The organism is Dolichospermum heterosporum TAC447, assembly GCF_024584745.1.
GTDB lineage: Bacteria > Cyanobacteriota > Cyanobacteriia > Cyanobacteriales > Nostocaceae > Dolichospermum > Dolichospermum heterosporum.
In genome coordinates, this window is the sequence record NZ_CP099464.1 from 2,258,850 (window position 1) to 2,279,583 (window position 20,734).

The 20,734-nt window shown below is 37.6% G+C and carries 13 protein-coding genes; all 13 read left to right on the top strand.

Annotation, left to right across the window (positions count from 1 at the left end):
• The first annotated feature begins 210 nt into the window (after positions 1-210).
• The 13 genes from NG743_RS10045 (at position 211) to NG743_RS10105 (ending at position 20,672) form a co-directional block, all read left to right on the top strand.
• Positions 211-7,119: a type I polyketide synthase gene (locus NG743_RS10045; RefSeq protein ID WP_257121934.1), complete on the top strand. Its 6,909-nt coding sequence runs from the start codon at positions 211-213 to the stop codon at positions 7,117-7,119.
• Between the two features lie 268 nt (positions 7,120-7,387).
• The gene (locus NG743_RS10050) at positions 7,388-10,039 is read left to right on the top strand and encodes a PfaB family protein (RefSeq protein WP_257121935.1); all 2,652 of its coding nucleotides are present in this window, start codon (positions 7,388-7,390) and stop codon (positions 10,037-10,039) included.
• A 296-nt stretch (positions 10,040-10,335) separates the two neighbouring features.
• Positions 10,336-11,979 carry a PfaD family polyunsaturated fatty acid/polyketide biosynthesis protein gene (locus tag NG743_RS10055; RefSeq protein WP_257121936.1) on the top strand — a complete coding sequence of 548 codons (1,644 nt, stop codon included), beginning with the start codon at positions 10,336-10,338 and terminating at the stop codon, positions 11,977-11,979.
• Between the two features lie 303 nt (positions 11,980-12,282).
• Positions 12,283-13,611: a phthiocerol/phthiodiolone dimycocerosyl transferase family protein gene (locus NG743_RS10060; RefSeq protein WP_257121937.1), complete on the top strand. Its 1,329-nt coding sequence runs from the start codon at positions 12,283-12,285 to the stop codon at positions 13,609-13,611.
• On the top strand, positions 13,612-13,917 hold the full coding sequence (locus NG743_RS10065) for an acyl carrier protein (RefSeq protein ID WP_027402681.1): 306 nt from the start codon (positions 13,612-13,614) through the stop codon (positions 13,915-13,917). It abuts the gene before it with no gap.
• A gap of 140 nt (positions 13,918-14,057) precedes the next feature.
• Positions 14,058-15,917, top strand: a complete 1,860-nt coding sequence (locus NG743_RS10070) for a TubC N-terminal docking domain-related protein (protein WP_027402682.1) — start codon at positions 14,058-14,060, stop codon at positions 15,915-15,917.
• Positions 15,918-16,187: 270 nt separating this feature from the next.
• Positions 16,188-16,499, top strand: coding sequence for a hypothetical protein (locus NG743_RS10075; protein WP_257121938.1), 312 nt, complete (start codon positions 16,188-16,190; stop codon positions 16,497-16,499).
• Positions 16,496-16,912 (top strand): hypothetical protein, encoded by a 417-nt coding sequence (locus tag NG743_RS10080; protein WP_257121939.1) that lies wholly within the window; start codon positions 16,496-16,498, stop codon positions 16,910-16,912. Before NG743_RS10075 ends, NG743_RS10080 begins: the two co-directional genes overlap by 4 nt.
• Positions 16,909-17,298 (top strand): hypothetical protein, encoded by a 390-nt coding sequence (locus tag NG743_RS10085; RefSeq protein ID WP_257121940.1) that lies wholly within the window; start codon positions 16,909-16,911, stop codon positions 17,296-17,298. Before NG743_RS10080 ends, NG743_RS10085 begins: the two co-directional genes overlap by 4 nt.
• A gap of 166 nt (positions 17,299-17,464) precedes the next feature.
• Positions 17,465-17,860: a hypothetical protein gene (locus NG743_RS10090; RefSeq protein WP_257121941.1), complete on the top strand. Its 396-nt coding sequence runs from the start codon at positions 17,465-17,467 to the stop codon at positions 17,858-17,860.
• Between the two features lie 52 nt (positions 17,861-17,912).
• Complete coding sequence (locus NG743_RS10095) at positions 17,913-19,019, top strand: hypothetical protein (protein ID WP_257121942.1); 1,107 nt, start codon at positions 17,913-17,915, stop codon at positions 19,017-19,019.
• A gap of 709 nt (positions 19,020-19,728) precedes the next feature.
• Positions 19,729-20,007: a transcriptional coactivator PipX gene (pipX, locus tag NG743_RS10100; protein WP_027402694.1), complete on the top strand. Its 279-nt coding sequence runs from the start codon at positions 19,729-19,731 to the stop codon at positions 20,005-20,007.
• The gene (locus tag NG743_RS10105) at positions 20,004-20,672 is read left to right on the top strand and encodes a YggS family pyridoxal phosphate-dependent enzyme (RefSeq protein ID WP_027402695.1); all 669 of its coding nucleotides are present in this window, start codon (positions 20,004-20,006) and stop codon (positions 20,670-20,672) included. Before pipX ends, NG743_RS10105 begins: the two co-directional genes overlap by 4 nt.
• Positions 20,673-20,734 lie beyond the last annotated feature (62 nt).

Genomic DNA, 20,734 nt, shown 5'->3' on the forward strand with positions numbered 1-20,734 from the left:
TCCATATTAAGCCGCCAGAGTATTCATCAATAATTAACGCAAAAAAAGATTTCAATACTGTTAAGGATGAAAGTCAATGTTTACCTATACCAACTTCATCTAAGGCTGTATGGAATCATCAGATATCTGAATTCATCCGTATTTATCTGCGGTCAATTACTCTTGAAACTTTAACTCCATATTACCTGCTCAAAAGAGCAAAATATGATCATGGCTATCTCCCAGTTTGAAACTGCTTTCACACAGTTAAAAGATGAAATTATTAACTGTGAAAAGTCTGTACTCAAGATGATAAAAGTGAAAAAAAATATGCCTGAGACTACAAATATGAAAAATGAAATTAATGCTAAATTGCGAACAAATGATGTCGCAATTATTGGTATGGCTTCTATTTTTCCCCAGGCGAAGAGTTTGCAAGAATACTGGGAAAATATTATTCAGAAAGTAGATTGTATTACTGATGTTCCTGCGTCCCGTTGGCATATAGATGACTATTATGATCCTGATCCAAAAACACCAGATAAAACCTATTGTAAGCGCGGTGGTTTCTTACCAGATATTGATTTTAATCCTATGGAATTTGGCTTACCTCCCAATATTTTGGAGGTGACAGATATTTCTCAATTACTCGGTTTGGTAGTAGCAAAAGAGGCGTTAGACGATGCTGGTTATGGTGCATCTCGACAATTTAATCATGAACGAACAGGAGTAGTATTGGGAGTAGCAATTGGTAGACAATTGGCTGTTCCTTTAGGTGCAAGATTGCAAGATCCACTTTGGAAAAAAGTTCTCAAAAATAGTGGTTTATCAGACGAAGATACCCAGAAAATTATTGAAAAACTCAAAAGTGGATATGTGCAATGGGAAGAAAATGCTTTCCCCGGAATGTTAGCAAATGTGATTTCTGGACGTATCGCTAACCGTCTGGATTTGGGGGGAATGAACTGCGTAGTTGATGCAGCTTGCGCGAGTTCCTTGGGTGCATTAAGGATGGCTGTTAGCGAATTAGTAGAACATCGCGCCGACATGATGATTACTGGCGGCGTAGATACTGATAACTCAATTTTCGCCTATATGTGCTTCAGTAAAACTCCTGCTGTTTCTCCAGGGGAAAAGGTAAGACCCTTTGATGCTGATGCAGATGGAATGCTATTAGGTGAAGGTGTGGGAATGTTGGTACTTAAACGCCTAGAAGATGCTCAACGAGATGGCGATCGCATCTATGCAGTCATTAAGGGCGTTGGCAGTTCCAGTGATGGTAAGTATAAAAGTATCTATGCACCTCGCGCCGAAGGTCAAATAAGTGCTTTAAATCGAGCATATACAGATTCAGGAGTTTCTCCTGCTAGTATAGGTTTAATTGAAGCACATGGTACAGGAACGATGGTAGGAGATCCTACAGAATTTACATCTATTACCAGTGTTTTTGGCGAAAATAACCCGAAAAAACAGCATATTGCTTTAGGAACTGTTAAATCTCAAATTGGACACACTAAAGCGGCTGCTGGTGCTGCCAGTCTCATCAAAGCGGCTTTAGCATTACATCACAAAGTCTTACCACCGACGATTAATGTCAGTACCCCCCATCCTAAACTGAATATTGAGAACTCGCCATTTTATTTAAATACGGAAACTAGACCTTGGGTAAGTCATCCTACTCAACCCAGAAGGGCGGGAGTCAGTGCTTTTGGATTTGGTGGTACGAATTATCACGTTGTTTTAGAAGAATATGAACATGAACATCATCACCCTTACCGTTTACACCATACTCCACAATCCTTACTGCTATTTGCCCCCACCCCTTCAGAGTTGTTATCTCGTTGTCAACAAATCCAACAACAATTACAGAATGAGAATAAAGAAAAATACTATCAACAATTAATTACTGATTCTCAAACCGCTAAAATTCCCGTTAATTATGCGAGAGTGGGCTTTGTCGCCGATGATTTAGGGCAAGCTGGGGAATTACTGCAAATTGTCATAGAAGGGCTGAGAAACAAGCCTGAAGCCAAATCCTGGGAACATCCGCAAGGGGTTTACTACCGCCAAAAGGGGACAGACACAACAGCTAAAGTAGTGGCTTTGTTTTCTGGACAAGGTTCACAATACTTAGAAATGGGGCGGGAATTGGTAATGAATTTTCCCTGCTTGCGCCAAACCTACACTCACATGGATAGCCTGTTGTGTGAAGACGGGTTACAGCCTTTATCAAGTGTAGTATTTCCTCAACCTGTTTTTGATGAAACAAAAAAGCAAATTCAGTTAGCAACATTGCAAAAAACTGAATATGCACAACCGGCAATTGGTGTATTTAGTGCAGGCTTATATAAAATCTTGCAACAAGCTGGATTTAAACCCGATTTTGTTGCCGGTCATAGCTTTGGTGAATTAACAGCTTTGTGGGTCGCAGGAGTGTTAAATGAAGAGGATTATTTGTTCCTAGTAAAAGCTAGAGGACAAGCTATGGCTGCACCTGCCAATCCCAATTTTGATACCGGAGGAATGTTAGCTGTCAAAGGAGATATTCATCAAATAACGGAAGTAATTAAAAAGTTTCCCCAGGTAGCAGTTGCTAATAAAAATTCTCAGCACCAAGTAGTATTAGCTGGCAAGAAAGAGGAAATTATTCAAGTCCAAGATATTCTCAAAAATCAAGGTCTTAATACTTTTTTATTAGGAGTTTCCGCAGCATTTCATACACCATTAGTATCTCATGCTCAAAAACCTTTTGCCCAAGCCGTTGAAAAAGTAAATTTCAACGAAGCCCAAATTCCTGTTTATACTAATGTTACAGGTAGCCGTTATCCTCAAGAACCCCACGCCATTCAAAAAATCCTCAAAGAACAACTGTTGAATCAGGTATTATTTCAGCAGGAAATTGAAAATATTTATGCTGCTGGCGGTTATTATTTTGTAGAATTTGGTCCCAAAAATGTCCTTACCAATTTGGTGAAAGAAATTCTAAATGATAAGCCACACATAGCTATAGCCGTAAATCCAAGTCATACCAAAAACAGCGACAAAACTCTTCGACAAGCCATAGTTCAATTGCAGGTAGCTGGATTATATTTGCAAAATTTAGATCCCTATCAAGTCGCAACTAAAATTCCCGAAGTTCCCGCTAAAAAAGTTTTAAATGTCCGCTTAAATAGTACCAACATTACCGAAAGAACTCAAAAAGCATTTGCGAAAGCTTTAGAAAATGGTCATCATGTGGGAGTAGTATCTCCCCAACCAACAATTGACAACAAACCACCAGCTTCATTTAATGAGAATCATCAATTAAAGGGTAACAACAAACCGCCAACTGCATTTAATGAGAATCATCAACCACAGGGTAACAACGACCACCCAACTTCACTCAATGGTAAATTAGAACAAGTCGAAATCCAACCTGATAATCAGGGAAAAGTTATTCACAGCTTAGAAAAAATTATCACAGAATTTAGCCAGCAACAACGAGATATTATCCACGTTCATGAACAATCTTTACACAATCAAACAGAATACACAAAGACATTTTCCCAATTAATGCAGCAACAGTATTTATTATTGGGAAATAATCAAACTACAGAACATCAATCCCAAACTCAACAACTAGCAATTTCCAACTCTGAACAGAACATGATGCGGTTTCATGATCATCAAGGTGATACCCTCCGCATTCATGAACAATATCTCAAATATCAACATGAACATACCCAAAATTACTTTCAACTTCTGCAAAAACATTTGCATTTACTGACCTCAGAAAATAAAGTCATCAACTTTGTAAATCATCCTCAAATTCAACAAGACTTAGAAAATGATCAACAACCAGACTTACTGAATCAGAATATTTCTGAACCTCTTCCTCTCCGCGCCTCTGCGCCTCTGCGTGAAGAAAAAACCTTTGTAAATCATCCTCAAATTCAACAAGACTTAGAAACCTATCAAAAACCAGACTTACTGAATCAGAATATTTCTGAACCTCTTCCTCTCTGCGCCTCTGCGCCTCTGCGTGAAGAAAAAACCATCCCAAATATAGATAAAGCTACCCTTAGTCAAACTCTACTAAACGTTGTCAGTGATAAAACAGGCTACCCAGTAGAAATGTTAGAACTGTCAATGGATATGGAAGCAGATTTGGGAATTGATTCTATTAAACGGGTAGAAATTTTAGGAGGTTTATTAGAACTATATCCCGATTTACCTAAACCCAACCCCGAAGAATTAGGACAATTAAGAACCTTGGAACAAATTGCTGAATATATGCAAACTTTAGTTCCAGATATCTTAAATAAACAAGTAGAAATATCAACAGCAATTATTAGCAAAGAGGTATTAGTAGAAATTCCCCAACCAGAATTAATTCCAGCCACACCCATAGTTGAAGAACAGCAACAAGAAGCAGAAATTTTCCAAGATTTAAGCGATATTCTGCTAACAGTTGTCAGTGACAAAACAGGTTATCCTGTGGAAATGCTAGAACTGTCAATGGATATGGAAGCAGATTTAGGAATTGATTCTATCAAACGAGTAGAAATTTTAGGAGGTTTATTAGAACTATATCCCGATTTACCTAAACCCAACCCCGAAGAAATTGGAGAATTGAGAACTTTAGGCGAAATTGCCACTTATATGCAGCAACAAGCCCAGAGAATTCCTAATTTATTGACTGAAGAAATAGTAGAAGATATCACAATCACATCTGTACCAAATATCCGCCGCAGTATTGCTAAATTACAGCAACTTCCCACACCAGATAGTTTAGAATTTTCTCTTTCTGAAAATCACATTGCATTAATCACTGATGATGGTTCTTCCACTACAGAGAAATTAGCAGAAAGTTTGATAGCGAAAGGTTGGAAAACTGTAGTTTTAAGTTTCCCCGGTGTCGATTCAAATGTTAATGCGGGTATCAATAGAGTAGTTTTAACGGATTGGAATGAAGACAGTTTACAACAACATTTAAAACAAATTGCTGATAATTATGGGACTGTAGCTGCATTTATTCACCTTCACCCAGCAACATCATTAGACATAGATAAATCTATTCTGCGTCATGTCTTCTTAATCGCTAAATATCTGAAAGAACCACTCAACGCAGCCGCCAAATTTGGACGCAGTTGTTTTATTAGCGTTGCGCGTTTAGATGGTGAATTTGGATTAGGAGAAAGCCATAATTTTAGTGCAATTTCTGGAGGATTATTCGGACTTAGCAAGAGTATTAATCAAGAATGGGAAAATGTATTTTGTCGTTCCCTTGACTTAAATCCAGACTTAGATCCAGAAACATCTGTAAAAAATATCCTTGCAGAAATTTATGATGCAAACTTGTTAATTCAAGAAGTAGGATATAGCAACAAAGGTAGAGTTACTTTAATTGCAGATTTTAGCCCATTACCAACTACCAATTCTGCAAGAGAAATTACTAAAGATCAAGTATTTCTCGTGAGTGGTGGTGCAAAAGGAATCACAGCCCAATGTGTCATAAAAATCGCCCAACAATATCAATGTAAATTTATTCTTTTAGGGCGTTCCAGCACAGAAGTTGAACCAGTTTGGGCAGAAAATTGTGAAAATGAAGCAGAATTAAAACAGCGAATTTTAGAAAATTTTCAAGCCCAAGGGGAAAAACCAACACCGATAATGGTACAGAAAAAGTATCAAAGTATTTCCTCACAGCGAGAAATTCAAAATACTCTGAAAGCTATTGCAGAAGCTGGAGGGGAAGCAGAATATCTGAGTGTAGATATTACTGACACAGTATTACTAGAATCAAAACTTGCAGATGTAATTGAACGTTTTGGGGCGATAACAGGTATAATTCATGGTGCAGGAAACTTAGCTGATAAGCGCATTGAAAAGAAATCAATTCAAGATTTTGAAAATGTTTATGCAGCTAAAGTTAAAGGTTTAGAAAATCTCCTGCGGTGTGTACCAGCAAGTCAATTGCAATATTTAGTTTTGTTTTCTTCCGTAGTGGGATTTTATGGAAATGCAGGACAATCAGATTATGCCATAGCCAATGAAATTCTCAACAAATCAGCCCATCTAATTAAACATAATTACCCTAACTGTCATGTTATGGCTATTAACTGGGGACCTTGGGAAAGTGGCATGGTATCATCAGAATTAAAGAAAGCTTTTGCAGCCAGAGGAATTGAAGTTATTCCCGTAGAAACAGGAACACAAATATTAGTTGATGAACTAACAACGGCTAATCAAGGCACAGTTCAATTAGTGATTGGTAGTCCATTAATTTATGTTCCTGCAACTTTATCAAATGATTTAAAGACCTATCGGATTAAACGCCGATTAACATTAACAGAAAACCCATTTTTACAGGATCATGTTATCGCCGGTCGTCCCGTACTTCCTGCTACCTGTGGGTTATTATGGATGACTAATGCTTGTGAACAACTCTATCCTGGATTTACAGCCTTCAGTTCTCCCAATTTCAAAGTTTTAAAAGGCATAGTTTTTGGTGAGGACTTCGCAAGTGAATATATTTTAGAACTTCAAGAACTTGCGAAACATGAAAATCAGGAAATAGAATTTGCTGCTAAAATTAGTAGTCAGACACCAGACGGGAAAATCCGCTATCATTTCAGCACAAATCTAATTCTCAAAAGAGAAATTCCCACACCTCCAAGTTATGTAAACTTGAACTTTAATCAGGATGAAAATTTTCTCAAAACCAATCAAGAATTATATCAAGTAAATGCTTCTAGCCTATTTCATGGATTCACATTTCAAGGCGTAAAATCAGTTTTAAATACCAGTCCTAGTCAGATAACCATTGAATGCTGTTTACCAGAACCAACTACACAGCAACAGGGACAATTTCCGGTGCAAACATTCAATCCTTATATAGCAGATGTCCAGATTCATTCTCTCTGGATTTGGACACAACACTTTCATCAAGTTGGATGTTTACCATCAGAAATAAAGCATTTTGAACAGTTTGCAAAAGTCCCTTTTGGTGAAACATTTTATGTTACTTGTGAAGTCCAATCAAAAACAGAATCATCAGTAGTTACAGATGTGATTACCTATAACCGTCAAGGACAAGTTTATAATCGCATGATTGGTGCTAAAGGAACAATTCTACCTCGACAAATAGCCAAAGATTAGATTTTTTCACGCAGAGGCGCAGAGGCGCAGAGAGGATTTAAGGCATTGCTGATTAAGGGTATGAATTTTAGTCTCACGCAAAGGCGCAATCACGCTTCGTGATCTCGAAGAGTAGACGCAAAGGTAAGATTTTTAAAGGTTCAATTTGAAAATTTCATACCTCGATTCAGCAACGCCAAAATTAAAACTCTAAAACTTTGCGCCTTTGCTTCTTTGCGTCTTTGTGCGAAACATAATTAGGTTCAATTTTAAAAACCGGAGAATAATAATGAAATCAATTGCACAAAATCAAAAATTAGCAATTGTCGGTATGGATTGTTTTGTTAGTAATTCACCAACATTAAATAAATTTGAACGTCTGATTTATGAAAGCAAGCAAAATTTAGTTACATCTGAAGATTATCAGCAAACTCCATTAAGTCGAGAATTAATCAATTCTGCTCTAGAAGATGCTAAAATTCAACCAGAAACGAAGATAGCTTTAATTATCATTTCTCCTACAGAAAATTCTGCTAAATTAGCTAACTATATCTCTGCTGAATTAGCATTTTTTGCCGAGGAAAATTCGCTTTTATCGGCTTTGGATGTCAGTCAAAAATTATTAACTACCCAGCAAGTTGAAGCTGTTTTAATTGTCGGCATAGACAAGAGTTACCCGATAGAAATTAATGAAGGTGTATATACTTTTAGTTATGACGAAAAAGCTGAAAATGTAATTAAAACAGCAGGTGCAGCCGCAGTAGTGTTACAACTGCATGAAACAGCCAAGCAACAAAATCATTGCATCTATGCAATCATGGATGGTTTCAGTGTGGTCAAACATTCTCCCAATCACCCGGAAACCATTACTCAAGCTTGTCAGGAGGCGTTTCAGATAGCAGATGTTAAAGCCGCAGATATTGGTTATTTAGAAGTGGTTGCTAGAGGGATTGCCAACGCAGATATAGCAGAAATTCAAGGCTTAATATCAGCCTATCATACAGGGGGAGAAAATCTGAGTTGTGGACTGGGTAGCGTTAAAGCAAATATTGGTAACACACAAGCCTCATCTGGTATATTTAGCCTCATCAAAACCGCACTTTGCCTATATCATCGTTATATTCCTGGTGTTCCCCAATGGTCTAATCCTAAACAGCCAGAAATTTGGCGCGGAAGTCCCTTTTATGTAGCGGTAGAATCAAAACCTTGGTTTTTAGAACCTGGTGCGACTAAAAGAGTGGCTGCGGTAAATATGATGGAAGAAAATAATATTTATGGACATTTAATTTTGTCAGAAGAAATCAGCCAAGTAGAACGCAGTAGTCAATATTTAGCAGAAATGCCTTATTATTTATTTCCTATTGCGGCTGATGATCGTTCTTCTTTATTAACACAAATTACCGCACTTCAACAAAGTCTCACAAATGGTTCTTCCATATCTCAACTTGCTAATGATTATTTTCAAAAATATCAGCAATATAAACAATCAACTTACGCCTTAGCAATTCTCTCACGACATCCAGAAGAATTAAAACGAGAAATTGAAAGGGCAATTCAAGGAGTAAAAATTGCTTTTGCGACTGGGAAAGACTGGCAAACTCCTCTTGGTAGTTATTTTACGGTTAATCCCCAAGGGAAAAAAGGTCATGTCGCCTTTGTTTATCCTGGTTCTTTTACTTCCTATATAGGACTAGGAAGAAATATTTTTCGTCTTTTTCCTCAACTACATAATGATGTTGTCATCAAAAGTGTTTATAACCGAGTCGCCAATATTGAAAAAATTCTCTATCCTCGAAGCATCAATAAATTATTAAGAAGACAACTAGAAAGCATAGAACAAACATTAATAGATGATCCCGTTTCTATGCTGGAATCAGAAGTTGGTGTCGCCGGACTAATGACAGCAATTCTGAAAACCTATTTCCAGATTCAATCCCCATACAGCTTTGGCTATAGTCTTGGTGAAACCAGTATGATGTTAGCGCAAGGTGTCTGGACTAGCTTTAAAAGTACGAGCGATTATTTGAACTCGTCTCCTTTATTTAAAACTCGGCTATCTGGTCCTAAAAACGCAGTTCGTCAACATTGGGGATTACCCTTAATTCATGAAGGTAAAAGGGAAGAATTTTGGAGTAACTACATTTTGATATGTTCCTATTCTCTAGTGCAAGAGGTTCTAAAAAATGAAAGTCGGGTTTATACTGTTTTAATCAATACACCTGAAGAAGTCATTATTGCTGGTGAAACTAAAGCTTGTGAAAGAGTTATTCAAACTTTAAAATGTGACGCTTTTCCCACATCAATTAATCATGTAATTCATTGTGAACCAATGCACTCTGAATATGATGAATTAGTAAAGGTCAATACCTTACCTATCCAAACCAATTCAAAAACAATTTTCTATTCTGCGGCAGAATACGCACCCATGAAAATTGATAGCCATTTAATAGGCAAAAATATTGCTAAAGCCCTTTGTCACCAACTTGATTTTCCTCGCTTAGTTAATCGTGCCTACAATGATAATGTCAGAATCTTTATTGAAGTTGGTGTTGGTAGTAACTGTAGTCGTTGGATTAGCGAAATTCTCAAAGACAAAGGACATCTAGCTGTATCCCTAAATAGAAGAGGTGTAGATGATCATACCTCGATTATTAAAGCCTTAGCCAAACTATTTAGTCATCGAATTGAGTTGGATTTATCACCTTTATATTCTTTGCCTAATATCAAATTTGCAGAAGATACTTCTTTATTAGATTATGAACACAAAATGACACCTATCCCTAATTATCAAAGTTTAAATAAAAATAATGCCCGTATGGCTAAAGCACACAACTTTTTATTACAGTCCCGGCAAACATCACTCCAACAACTTAGTCTCTTTCTCCAACAGCAATTAGACTTGTACAAAAAAATGGTGATACAAGCCAAAAAAGAAAAGTAAAAATGGCGTTGCTGAATTGAGGTATGAAATTCCCAAATTGAACCTTTAAAACTCTTACCTTTGCGCCTACTCTTCGAGATCACGAAGCGTGATTGCGCCTTTGCGTGAGACTAAAATTCATACCCTTAATCAGCAACGCCTAAAAATTATTATCTCAATAATACTGGAAACTGCACATAATCATGAAATCAATTAATTCATCCGCGTTTATCTGCGGTCAAATATTCTTGAAATCTTATTCTATGCAGCTTCATTTTCATCAAAATCAATTCAATAGAATATTCACTACAAAAATTATGTTAAAACAACATCAAAAACTCAAATTTTCCCCTTCCATGAATAACAATTATCAAGGATGGCAAGGCGATTTAAATACTGTATCTTTTGATGCAAAAAATATTAAAAATAAACTGATGAATTTGGATTGCCCTTGTTATATTCTGAATAAAGAAGGACAAATTGGTATTAGCAATGAAGGCAGTATATCATATAGTGCTAACGGTAAAACTCAAAAGCTAGAAATGCTTTTAACTGTTCCTCCAATCGGATTTCATCAATTAGGTGATCCAGCTTTTCTAGAGTTCTACAGCGTCAAATATGCCTATATGACTGGAGCAATGGCTCAAGGTATTGCATCCGAAGAAATGGTAATTACCTTGGGAAAAGCCAACATTTTAAGCTCCTTTGGTGCAGGAGGTTTATCTCCTACCCGGATAGAAGCAGCAATTCACAAAATTCAACAAGCTTTGCATAACAAATCTTATGCATTCAACTTACTTCATAGTCCTAGTGAACCTGCTATCGAAAGGCGGTTAATTGATTTGTATTTACAGCATCAAGTCAGAATAATTGAAGCCTCTGCATTCTTAGATTTAAGTGATAATATCGTCTACTATCGGGCGGCTGGACTGAGTTTAAATTCAGCCAATGAAATCGAAATCAAAAACAAAATTATTGCTAAAGTTTCTCGTCGGGAAGTTGCTACTAAATTCCTCCAACCTGCACCCACAAAAGTTTTAACTCAATTAGTTGAACAAGGGTTAATTACTGAATTGCAAGCTAATCTTGCCGCAAAAATTCCTATGGCTGATGATATTACCGTAGAAGCAGATTCAGGAGGACATACAGATAATCGTCCACTGGTTTGTTTATTACCTTCTATTTTAGAATTAAGGGACGAAATTCAAGGTAAATATGATTATGAAAAACCCGTAAGAATTGGTGTGGCTGGGGGAATTTCTACACCGCAATCAGCCCTAGCAGCTTTAATGATGGGTGCGGCTTATATTGCTACTGGTTCTATTAATCAATCTTGCGTTGAAGCTGGGACTTCAGAATATACAAAAAAGCTCCTAGCTGAAGCAGAAATGACTGATGTAATGATGGCACCTGCGGCTGATATGTTTGAAATGGGAGTCAAATTACAAGTTCTTAAACGGGGAACTCTCTTCCCCCTTCGCGCTCAAAAATTATGGGAATTATACAGAAACTATAATTCATTTGCAGAAATTCCCCCAGATGAAATAGAAAAGTTAGAAAAACAAATTCTGCGAAAAACAATTTCTGAAATTTGGCAAGAAACATCTACTTATTTATCTCAACGTAACCCAGAAAAATTAAGTAAAGCTGCCAATAATCCTAAACTAAAAATGGCGTTAATATTTCGCTGGTATTTAGGATTATCTTCCCGGTGGTCTAATACTGGAGAAAAGGGTCGAGAAATTGATTATCAAATTTGGTGTGGACCAGCAATGGGAAGTTTTAATAATTGGGTACGTGGTTCTTATTTAGCTGATATAAATAATCGCCGAGTAGTTAATGTGGCAGATGAAATCATGACAGGTGCAGCGTATTTGTATCGGATTCAAAACTTAAAAATTCAAGGCTTACAAATGCCAGAAGAATACAGTCAATATCATCCACAAAGTAGGTTGGGTTGAGCGAGAGTGTTCGCGTAGCGTGCCGAAGGCATAACCCAACATTAGCGGTAGGATAGCAAGGGGTGTTGGGTTTCGTCCATTGGTGTCAACTTAAGCTCAAATCCCTACCACATCTCGTTCCTAGTCTCTGACTAGGAATGCAGTTGATGAGGCTCTGCCTCTAATATTATTGAAGGCGGAGCCTTCTAGAATTCATTCCCAGTCAGGGACTGGGAATGAGATGACTTGAGTTCTTTGCGGGATAGAGGTTTTACGTGAACGTACCTCAACCAAACCTACATTTTACCAAAGGTTGTGATAAATATGGCTATAAATAGAAAGTTAGGACAGCTAGAAGAAACAATGGAAATCCTGAATCAACGGGCTAAAACATGGAATGTAGTTACCATTAGCCGGATTCGAGGAAATATTCAAGAAACAGTTCTCAGACAGTCTTTAAATATTATTCAATATCGTCATCCTGCGCTTAATTCTCATATTATTAACTCTCGGAATTCTTACTATTATCAGTCTAAAGGTACAGGAAAACTTCCTTTGCAAGTTGTTAATATTAGAGAAAGTCAGGAATGGGAAGCGATCGTTAATGCAGAAATGAATCAGGTAATTGATAGTAGTAAATACCTGCTGCGGGTCGTACTTGTCAAGATATTAAATCAGCAAAATATTAATTATCTGATTACAACCACACATCATGCTATTACCGACGGTTTATCAAGTGTCCAACTTCACTCAGAAATTTTAACCTACTGTCAAAAGATTACCGAAGGTAAATCTCTTCCCATAGTTACTACTTTAGAACCACTTCCACCCATTGAAAAACTATTACCCACTTGGACAAATAGTTTCAAAAGCAAACTAGGTAGAGTTGCTTTATTATTAAATATTGCATTTCAAAAATATTGGAATCAACCAAAAGCATTAAGAGTAGAAAAATATGTTCCTATTTCTCAACGTCGTTGCGAAATCATTCATAGACAACTTAGTGAAGAATCAACACGGCAGTTTATTCAGCAATGCAGACAAGAAAATACTACAGTACAAAGTGCTTTATGTGCGGCACTAATGTTAACAGTCTCCAAACAACTGGCTAAAAACCATGAAGATAATATTCCAGTTAGTTGTTTATCATATCTTGATTTAAGAAGACGGTTACAACCAGAAATTAGTACAGAGAATATGACGGTTTTAGCAGCGTCTTTGATGAAATTTTATAGAATTACCAATAATACATCTTTTTGGGAATTAGCGCGAAAAGTCAAACATAATCTCAATGAAAAAATTCACCAAGGAGAAATTTTTCAAATGATATATCTAGCTAAATATTTGATAAATTTTTCTTTACTATTCCCTAATCAAGTATCTCCTACAGTCTCAGTTTCCAATCTTGGTAAAGTCAATATTCCCCATACTTATGGAGAATTAGAACTAGAGGAAATCAGTTTTGTTGGTTCTCATGCTTTATATGCAGGAATGTTTATTGTTCACGCTGCTACTTTTCAGGAAAAAATGACCCTAAATTTTGTCTTTTCTCAACCTTCACTTAATCAGCAAACTATGGAAAGACTTGTTGATCATTGCATTGATTCTATCATGAAAGTCTCATCGCGTTACTTAATACCAGTAGGTACATAAATGAATAACAATATCTCTAATTCTCTCTCAGAAAACCAAGATAACGCTACTAAAATACAAGCTTGGTTAGTTTCGGAAATTTCCTCTTTACTGGGAGTTAATCCAGAAGAAATAAATATTCGTGAACCTTTAGATAGTTACGGTTTAGACTCAGCACAAACCATAGTTATCGCTAGTAAAGCCGAAAAGTTTTTGGGATTCAAATTGTCACTTATCCACCTTTGGTATTATCCCACCATTGAAGAACTTTCTCTCAGATTATCTGAAGAATTAGAAAATTCTCAGTCAGAAATTATCCAGATATAACCTCTACAAATTCTGTTTAATTACTGACAAACCAGTTTTTCCTCCTTGATTATTGGGACACTTTGCTAGATTAGGGTAGCCTAATTAAGCCAGGTGTCCTCTTTTCTAAATTCCTATTTTTCAACACGGGAGATTTTGTGATGAACGCAGCGGAAATTTTAGCAAAACTCACTCAACAAGGTGTATTATTTTGGTCAGAAAATAGCAAACTGAATATTCGTTCTCCCAAGGGTGTAATTACTCCAGAAATACAAGTAGAAATAGCTAAATATAAAGAAGATATTTTAGCATTAATTCAGGAAATGAATGTTACTAATGACTATGTTCATGAACCTTTAATGCAAGGTATTAGTTTACAAACTATTGGTAAATTAATTGGTGGGTTTTCTGGAGAGTCACCTACGGGATATCAAACTCCAGTTATTAATCCTCAGTTTATGGCTGAGAACTTAAAAGTGACTTTTAGACCCTTACCGGATAATTATGATAATCAAGTTATTGTCAGATTTCGCCAACAATTAATATTTTATCTCCAAAAGCATGGGGTGAAGGTAATTCCTTGGAAAGAAGCAACAACGGAATTGAAACATACCATTAAAATTCCCGTTATTAACTGGCATAAATCTTTGAAAATGCAGAGTGTTAGAGCAGATATTGATGCTGTAATAGATGTAGAAAGACCAAATTCATGGTTAAGAAAATTAGGAATATTTGTCGCTGAAACTTGGTATAAGTTATCTTATACATGGCTGAAAGAAAAACAAAAAATGTCCGTTGTACAAATTGCCAAGTTAAGTAGTTGGGCTGAAGATCATGCTGCCAAATATGTTGAAGATCCAACAAATACACAAGTAATAATTTTAACTGATATAGATGATGAATTTGTTAGTCCAATTACACCCTATCCAGAAAAAATTCGCATTGGCATAAATACATTAGTTAAGACTTTTTCAGAAATTGTGATTGGTGTATCTCATGAAAAATTTTCAATTCTGAATATGAATCTTTCTGATTCTAATTTTGCCCCCCATGAAGTCGAGAACTTTGCCTTAAAATCACTGATTCCTAAAGTATTTGTGCCGATTACTCCATTATTAATTAGTCGTTTTGAAATAGGAGAATATAATCCTCACTTATCAAGCTATGCTGGAAAATTAATTAAATTAGGGCAAGATTTAGCATCTACAGGATTATTTCCGGCTGGGTTTAAATTAGATGAAGTTGTTAAAAGAAAATCCCATAGAGATATTGTGAATGTCATTGTGAATGGCAGAACAGGAGTATCTTATGGTTTTGTGGCTTATGCTGAACCTCCTCATTATGTAGGTAAGCCAGAAATCACTATTGATGAATGGGATAATTTATTACCTGTAGCGGGATTTAGTAGTTATGAACTTCGCCAAAATGAACAAGGTAGACGTTATATAAAACTAAATATCAACGCCGAAAATAGATTTAAGCAAATACCTGATATTTGGCTAGTTAGTTCTCGTTCTGGGGCAAATAAGACAGATTTAAGCATTGATACTGATATTCTGCGGATTGGTTTACAAGATAAATTACATCTGCAATTACCATTAGGAAGTAATGCACAAAAAGCAGATATTAAACCATCCTATGATATCTATGTGATGTTAGCTATTAGTTTGGCTGCGGCTTTATATACACCAGAATTAATTGCTAATGGTGCGCCAATTGTTCACTTTCATGGTTATCCTGATGTTGATTGGTTTCAAGAAAAGGAATATTGTGTGGGGATGAATAATCCTTCTGTACCTTGTGGAACTTATGAATCAGGGGTTTTCAATTTTTTAGGAATTGCTGATTTAGGTGATCAAATAATCAGTGATGTCAATTTAATTAGCTTAGTAGAACCAGATCATGGGACAAATTTTATTGCTAATGATTTGGAGTATTTAGTAAATAGGTTAAAGGCTGGGTGTGTGACTGGACAAATTGAATTAGGTGGGAAAAATTTCCCTTCTCTGAAAAATCGCTAACAAGATCCCCGACTTCTTCAAGAGGGTGTTTGAAAAGTCATGATTGCTGAGTTAAATATTTTACCCCTCCCTGTGAGGTTCTATTGGTATCTATCCTGGAACAACCTATAGCTAGAGGTATAAGGATTGATGTGCCTAGTGAAAGACCAAGCCACCCCAGCCTAGTACAACACCAAGCAAAGCTTCTAGAAGCTCTCTACGTCTAACCGCCATACCCACTTATCAAACACTTTCAGCCTATGATTAATAATCATTACTGTAAAAGTACCAATGGAAAGAGTGAGGTTATTAGGACTGCTCATCAGCAGTCTTGGGTGGTTAGGGTTAGCGGGGCTTGCTGTGAGTCCTGCAAGTGGTGAGTATCCAAAGTTAAAGTATTCTGTTTATCCTGCTCCAGGGACTTATAGTGTCAAGGCTGAGGTGCGAGGCTTTTGTAGTGCTACCTGTGTAGTTCTGCTGTTTGATGGCAAGAGAATGAGGGTTGAAAACCCACGCCAGGCTGTAAAGGTAATAGGAACAGGTGTAGTAAGACTATCTGTAGATGGTTATAACCGACCAACACTTGTAGGGTGGGAGCAATGAAAAACTTCCTACCTATGTTAGTGTTTGTACTATTAGCAGCCGCAGGGTTAGACTCCTATCGTTCTTTACCTATGTCAGCAGAACCAGCCTCACCTTGGAGAAATGAATCTACTGGATTGTTTAAGGAAGCAGTAGTGACTCGCATGGGTCGTTATAGTGACACTATCGTTCTAACGACTGAAAGGGGGGAAGTAGAAGTAAGAGCCAATAAAGCAATAGGTAGTGAGTGGGTTGACGTTGTAGTTGACCCTAAAGGCGAGCTAGTGTCTAGCAGCTTTCATAAAGGTGTGGCGCGGGCTTGTGAAGAGTCTGTGAGAATTAGTTCTTCAGGAGCAAGAATTGTAGGTAATCAAGAGATTACTGATGCGTATGGTAAACCTAATGGAACTTATGAAACTGTAGAGTGTAAATGACCAACCAATCTCATGAAGTCCTACTGACCAACCAATCTCATGAAGTCCTACTGACCACCCACCACACCTTCATATACACTACCGACGTAACTGAATGGTGTAGCAATGGAAAGGTAGGAAAGCACACTATATTTGATTTAGAGTCTCAAGGTGGGGTTAGTCTTGGTGATTATCAAGAATCTGTTCCTAAGTGGGTAACTGAGAAAGGCAAGCGACTCTCTATTAAGAAGATGTCACAAACTCATAAGGAAGCAGCGTTAGCTTTCTTAAAGAGGAGACTCCCTACTTATAAGAAAGAAGAGCAAATTGCCAAGGCTAAATGTTTTATAGCAGCTTTTGAGAATAGCTTAAAGGAAGCAGCTAGTGGAAAGAATCTTAACTTATGATATTGCGGGTGAAGAATAATCAAACCTAATAGAGTTTAGAGATGGGTTTTAGTCACCATGGTGACTAAAACCCATCTCTCTTTAATATAATCCTTATATGAACTAAGTAGAAAGGATATAAGAAAAAAGGAAAGAGAAAAGGAAGTATAAAAGACAAAAGAATCTCATGAAACAAGTAACATTAATATCCCTTAAGGAATGGGATGACCTAGTAACCAAAACCTATGGAAAGCCTTACAGTTTCCAGCAGCAAGACGGCTGTCGAGATAGAGGTATTTACCGCCTTCAAGTCCCATGCAAAGATGCTGAAGATTATGAAAACACTGAACTGCCAGAAGTTGTAAATCATGAAGACCAGGGGATTAAGTTCTCTACGTGGTTAGAACGTGACCCCAAGCAGCCACTTAAGAATGAAAGACCTGATAGAGTGAGCAATGTTGAGTGGGATATAGCTCTGTGGTGGGACAGGAACTTTTATCCTAGTGTAGAGATCCTGGCTAATGACTTACATGAGAAAGGATTATTAGCCGCTGGGGAGTACGTTATTGAGATTGATTGGTAAGCAGTTAGTAAAAAAGAATAGAGTAAAGAATTAGTACCACTTTCCCCACTATATGAATCTCACTTTAGCGATCGCACTGCTCCTCTTTCTATGGACAACAACTGCCTTAGCAAAACACTCGCTAACCAGTCCTTATATAGCAGGAGCGGCAGCCATGACTATTTGTGTTTACTTACAAGCCAGTCCACCTGTGAAAGTGATAGCAGTGGTACTGGCTTACTTATTGGTTTATCTACTCAATGAAGATGTAGACGTTAACCAATTACTAGCACGCGGGGAGGAGTCAGCAGTTGAGTTATCTGGTGCAGGGTGGATGAAAGTAGCAAGAGTGATAACGTTGGTCGCATTCCTCTGGCTTCCAATACCAAAACCACCCGGTTATTTAACAGGAGTAGTAGCCTTGCTAATAGTAGGCTCCCTGATATACCTCAATAAAGATGTATGGCATAGAGGTACTTACCTCGGCTTCTTGACACTCACTGCAATGAGTGTTGGAGTTGCAGCACTGGTAATGTGGATACTCAAGATGTTCTGGTTAGTGAACACGCCAATACTTCCCCTACTAGCAGGGTTAGCAATACCTAATCTTATAGATCCACACTATGCAGGTAAGAGTCTAGCAGAAAGAGGTATAGACCAACCGCCTGGAGTAAGTTTGGTATTGTATGTGTTTGGTTTAGCCTGGATAACGCCGGGCTTATCACTCTCTGCGGCTACTAATGCTCTAATAGCTCCTGGAGTATATAGAGTATTAATAGCTAATCTTGTGAGTGTGGCTTTAGAAGGATGGAATCTGGGATTGATTATCAGAGGTGGAGGTAGTGCAAGCAAAACACCACTTGCTGATTTACTCCTCACTACTAACAAACTTACTCAATCACCAGCCTTAGATGGTCAAGGTTTAGGGTTTTATCCCTTAGTAGCTGTGTTTTTATTAGGCGTGCTACCAGCTTTAGCAGTGTACTGGTGGTCAACTGAAAGGATAGAACCAGATCCTACTGTAATCATTTTTATAATGGTGGTGCAAGCCTTCGCCTCTGCCGGGCTGATAGCAGTAGTTATCATTCCAGTGGGGCTAGGATTAGCATTATTACAAAGGTCATTAATGCCAGAAGCACCAGAAGTGCGATCGCTAGTGATAATGGCTCCAATGTGGTGATAAATAAACTAGACCATCTAAGATCGCTTATTTTATAAGAATATAGGCTAAAAACCCCGGAATTGATCCCTAAAAATCCCCAAAATTCTTAGGAGCAATCAATGTCTTTTCAGGCGGGGATGAAAGCTGTAAGAGGGGACTAAGGGGAGGGGTAGAAATGTGATGAAAATTACGGGATACCACTTTTAAAACATCCTCTTAAATGATGTTGAGTGCTAACTGAAGTAATAATTTCAGCTATATATACTTAAGAAGGTAATAACTTGCGTTTTTACACCCATATATCACCTTTAAGCAAAAGCTCAATTTATTTCCTTGCGGAGTATATCTGACTAAAAATTACCGCAAAAGTCATACAGTACAAGACTTTTACCCCTGAACTACTATATGCCGGCTAGATAAATGTCCATCTTTGCGCCGTTGGGGGAGAATTGTGGCAGGATGGAAAGAAGCCTGTGCAACATCACAGACTTGCAAGGGTGTTGTTTTGCAGAAGAACCCGTCAAGAAGATTGTTAGTTTCGCACTGTCAACGAAAAATTTGGCGGAAGGGATATACTATCCTCTGAATGTTAGTAAATTGCAGAACAAGCTATAGCGGTTGTCAGTTGCATGAAAACATCCAGTTATCATCACACTGATTTGCCTTCATGACTTTTAATGCCTGTTCCCCGTCCTCGGCTACATATACTCCCCACCTTGACTAGGAAATGAATCCAGAAAACTCAGAAACTTACATAAATCATCCAACTTGGGGTTTACTCTATAGGATCTGTATGGTTGATGAGAACCAGGATCTGTTTACCACACTCTACGCCCAACGTTTATTTTTTTTGGTAACAACTGAGCTTAAAGTCCTGAAATTTCAGCCAATTGGCCGGACTGAGGCTAGGATGATGCTGGAAAATCGCTTACGGACTTTGCGCCGCAGTGGTAATTCTCAGGAGTACGAGCAACTTCAAGGTGTATTTCAGCGCACATTCCAATGAGTAGTTTAATTAGCGATCGCTTCGCTCAAATTCACGCCTCACTCCCATCTACAGTGAGGTTGATTGCTGTTACGAAAAGAGTATCTACTGAATTAATGCGGGAAGCATACACCGCAGGAATTCGTGATTTTGCTGAAAGTCGCATCCAAGAAGCTGCCAGTAAACAAGCCGAATTGCAAGATCTAGGGGATATTACCTGGCACTTGATTGGACATCTCCAAACCAATAAGGCGAGAAAAGCCTTAGAACTATTTTCATGGATTCACTCCGTTGATAACTTGCCACTGGCACAACGGTTAAATATCCTAGCGGCAGAACTGGGAGTGAATCCAAAGGTATGCTTACAAGTCAAAATTCTCCCCGACGCAAATAAATCTGGTTGGATGGTTCCAGAATTATTGGCGGACTTAGCAGCGCTTAACCAATGTCAAAATCTACAAATTCAAGGTTTGATGACAATTCCGCCTCAAGGGTTGGCGGATGCAGAAATTTTAACAGTATTTAATACTACGTATGAATTAGCACAAACCATCCAATCACAAAATTGGCCAAATATTACCATGCAGCAGTTATCAATGGGTATGTCTGGAGATTACCAATTGGCAGTGCAAGCAGGAGCAACAATGGTACGATTAGGTACAATTTTGTTTGGTGAACGAGCTTAGACATAGCTGTAGTCATACTTCCAGAGGGCATGATTAACAATCGTTTGCGAATTTACTACCAA

What these genes read in the sequence shown, in the direction of transcription:
- NG743_RS10045 (WP_257121934.1), top strand. Translation starts at nt 211, where the DNA reads ATGGCTATCTCCCAGTTTGAAACTGCTTTCACACAGTTAAAAGATGAA.
- NG743_RS10050 (WP_257121935.1), top strand. Translation starts at nt 7,388, where the DNA reads ATGAAATCAATTGCACAAAATCAAAAATTAGCAATTGTCGGTATGGAT.
- NG743_RS10055 (WP_257121936.1), top strand. Translation starts at nt 10,336, where the DNA reads ATGTTAAAACAACATCAAAAACTCAAATTTTCCCCTTCCATGAATAAC.
- NG743_RS10060 (WP_257121937.1), top strand. Translation starts at nt 12,283, where the DNA reads ATGGCTATAAATAGAAAGTTAGGACAGCTAGAAGAAACAATGGAAATC.
- NG743_RS10065 (WP_027402681.1), top strand. Translation starts at nt 13,612, where the DNA reads ATGAATAACAATATCTCTAATTCTCTCTCAGAAAACCAAGATAACGCT.
- NG743_RS10070 (WP_027402682.1), top strand. Translation starts at nt 14,058, where the DNA reads ATGAACGCAGCGGAAATTTTAGCAAAACTCACTCAACAAGGTGTATTA.
- NG743_RS10075 (WP_257121938.1), top strand. Translation starts at nt 16,188, where the DNA reads ATGGAAAGAGTGAGGTTATTAGGACTGCTCATCAGCAGTCTTGGGTGG.
- NG743_RS10080 (WP_257121939.1), top strand. Translation starts at nt 16,496, where the DNA reads ATGAAAAACTTCCTACCTATGTTAGTGTTTGTACTATTAGCAGCCGCA.
- NG743_RS10085 (WP_257121940.1), top strand. Translation starts at nt 16,909, where the DNA reads ATGACCAACCAATCTCATGAAGTCCTACTGACCAACCAATCTCATGAA.
- NG743_RS10090 (WP_257121941.1), top strand. Translation starts at nt 17,465, where the DNA reads ATGAAACAAGTAACATTAATATCCCTTAAGGAATGGGATGACCTAGTA.
- NG743_RS10095 (WP_257121942.1), top strand. Translation starts at nt 17,913, where the DNA reads ATGAATCTCACTTTAGCGATCGCACTGCTCCTCTTTCTATGGACAACA.
- pipX (WP_027402694.1), top strand. Translation starts at nt 19,729, where the DNA reads ATGAATCCAGAAAACTCAGAAACTTACATAAATCATCCAACTTGGGGT.
- NG743_RS10105 (WP_027402695.1), top strand. Translation starts at nt 20,004, where the DNA reads ATGAGTAGTTTAATTAGCGATCGCTTCGCTCAAATTCACGCCTCACTC.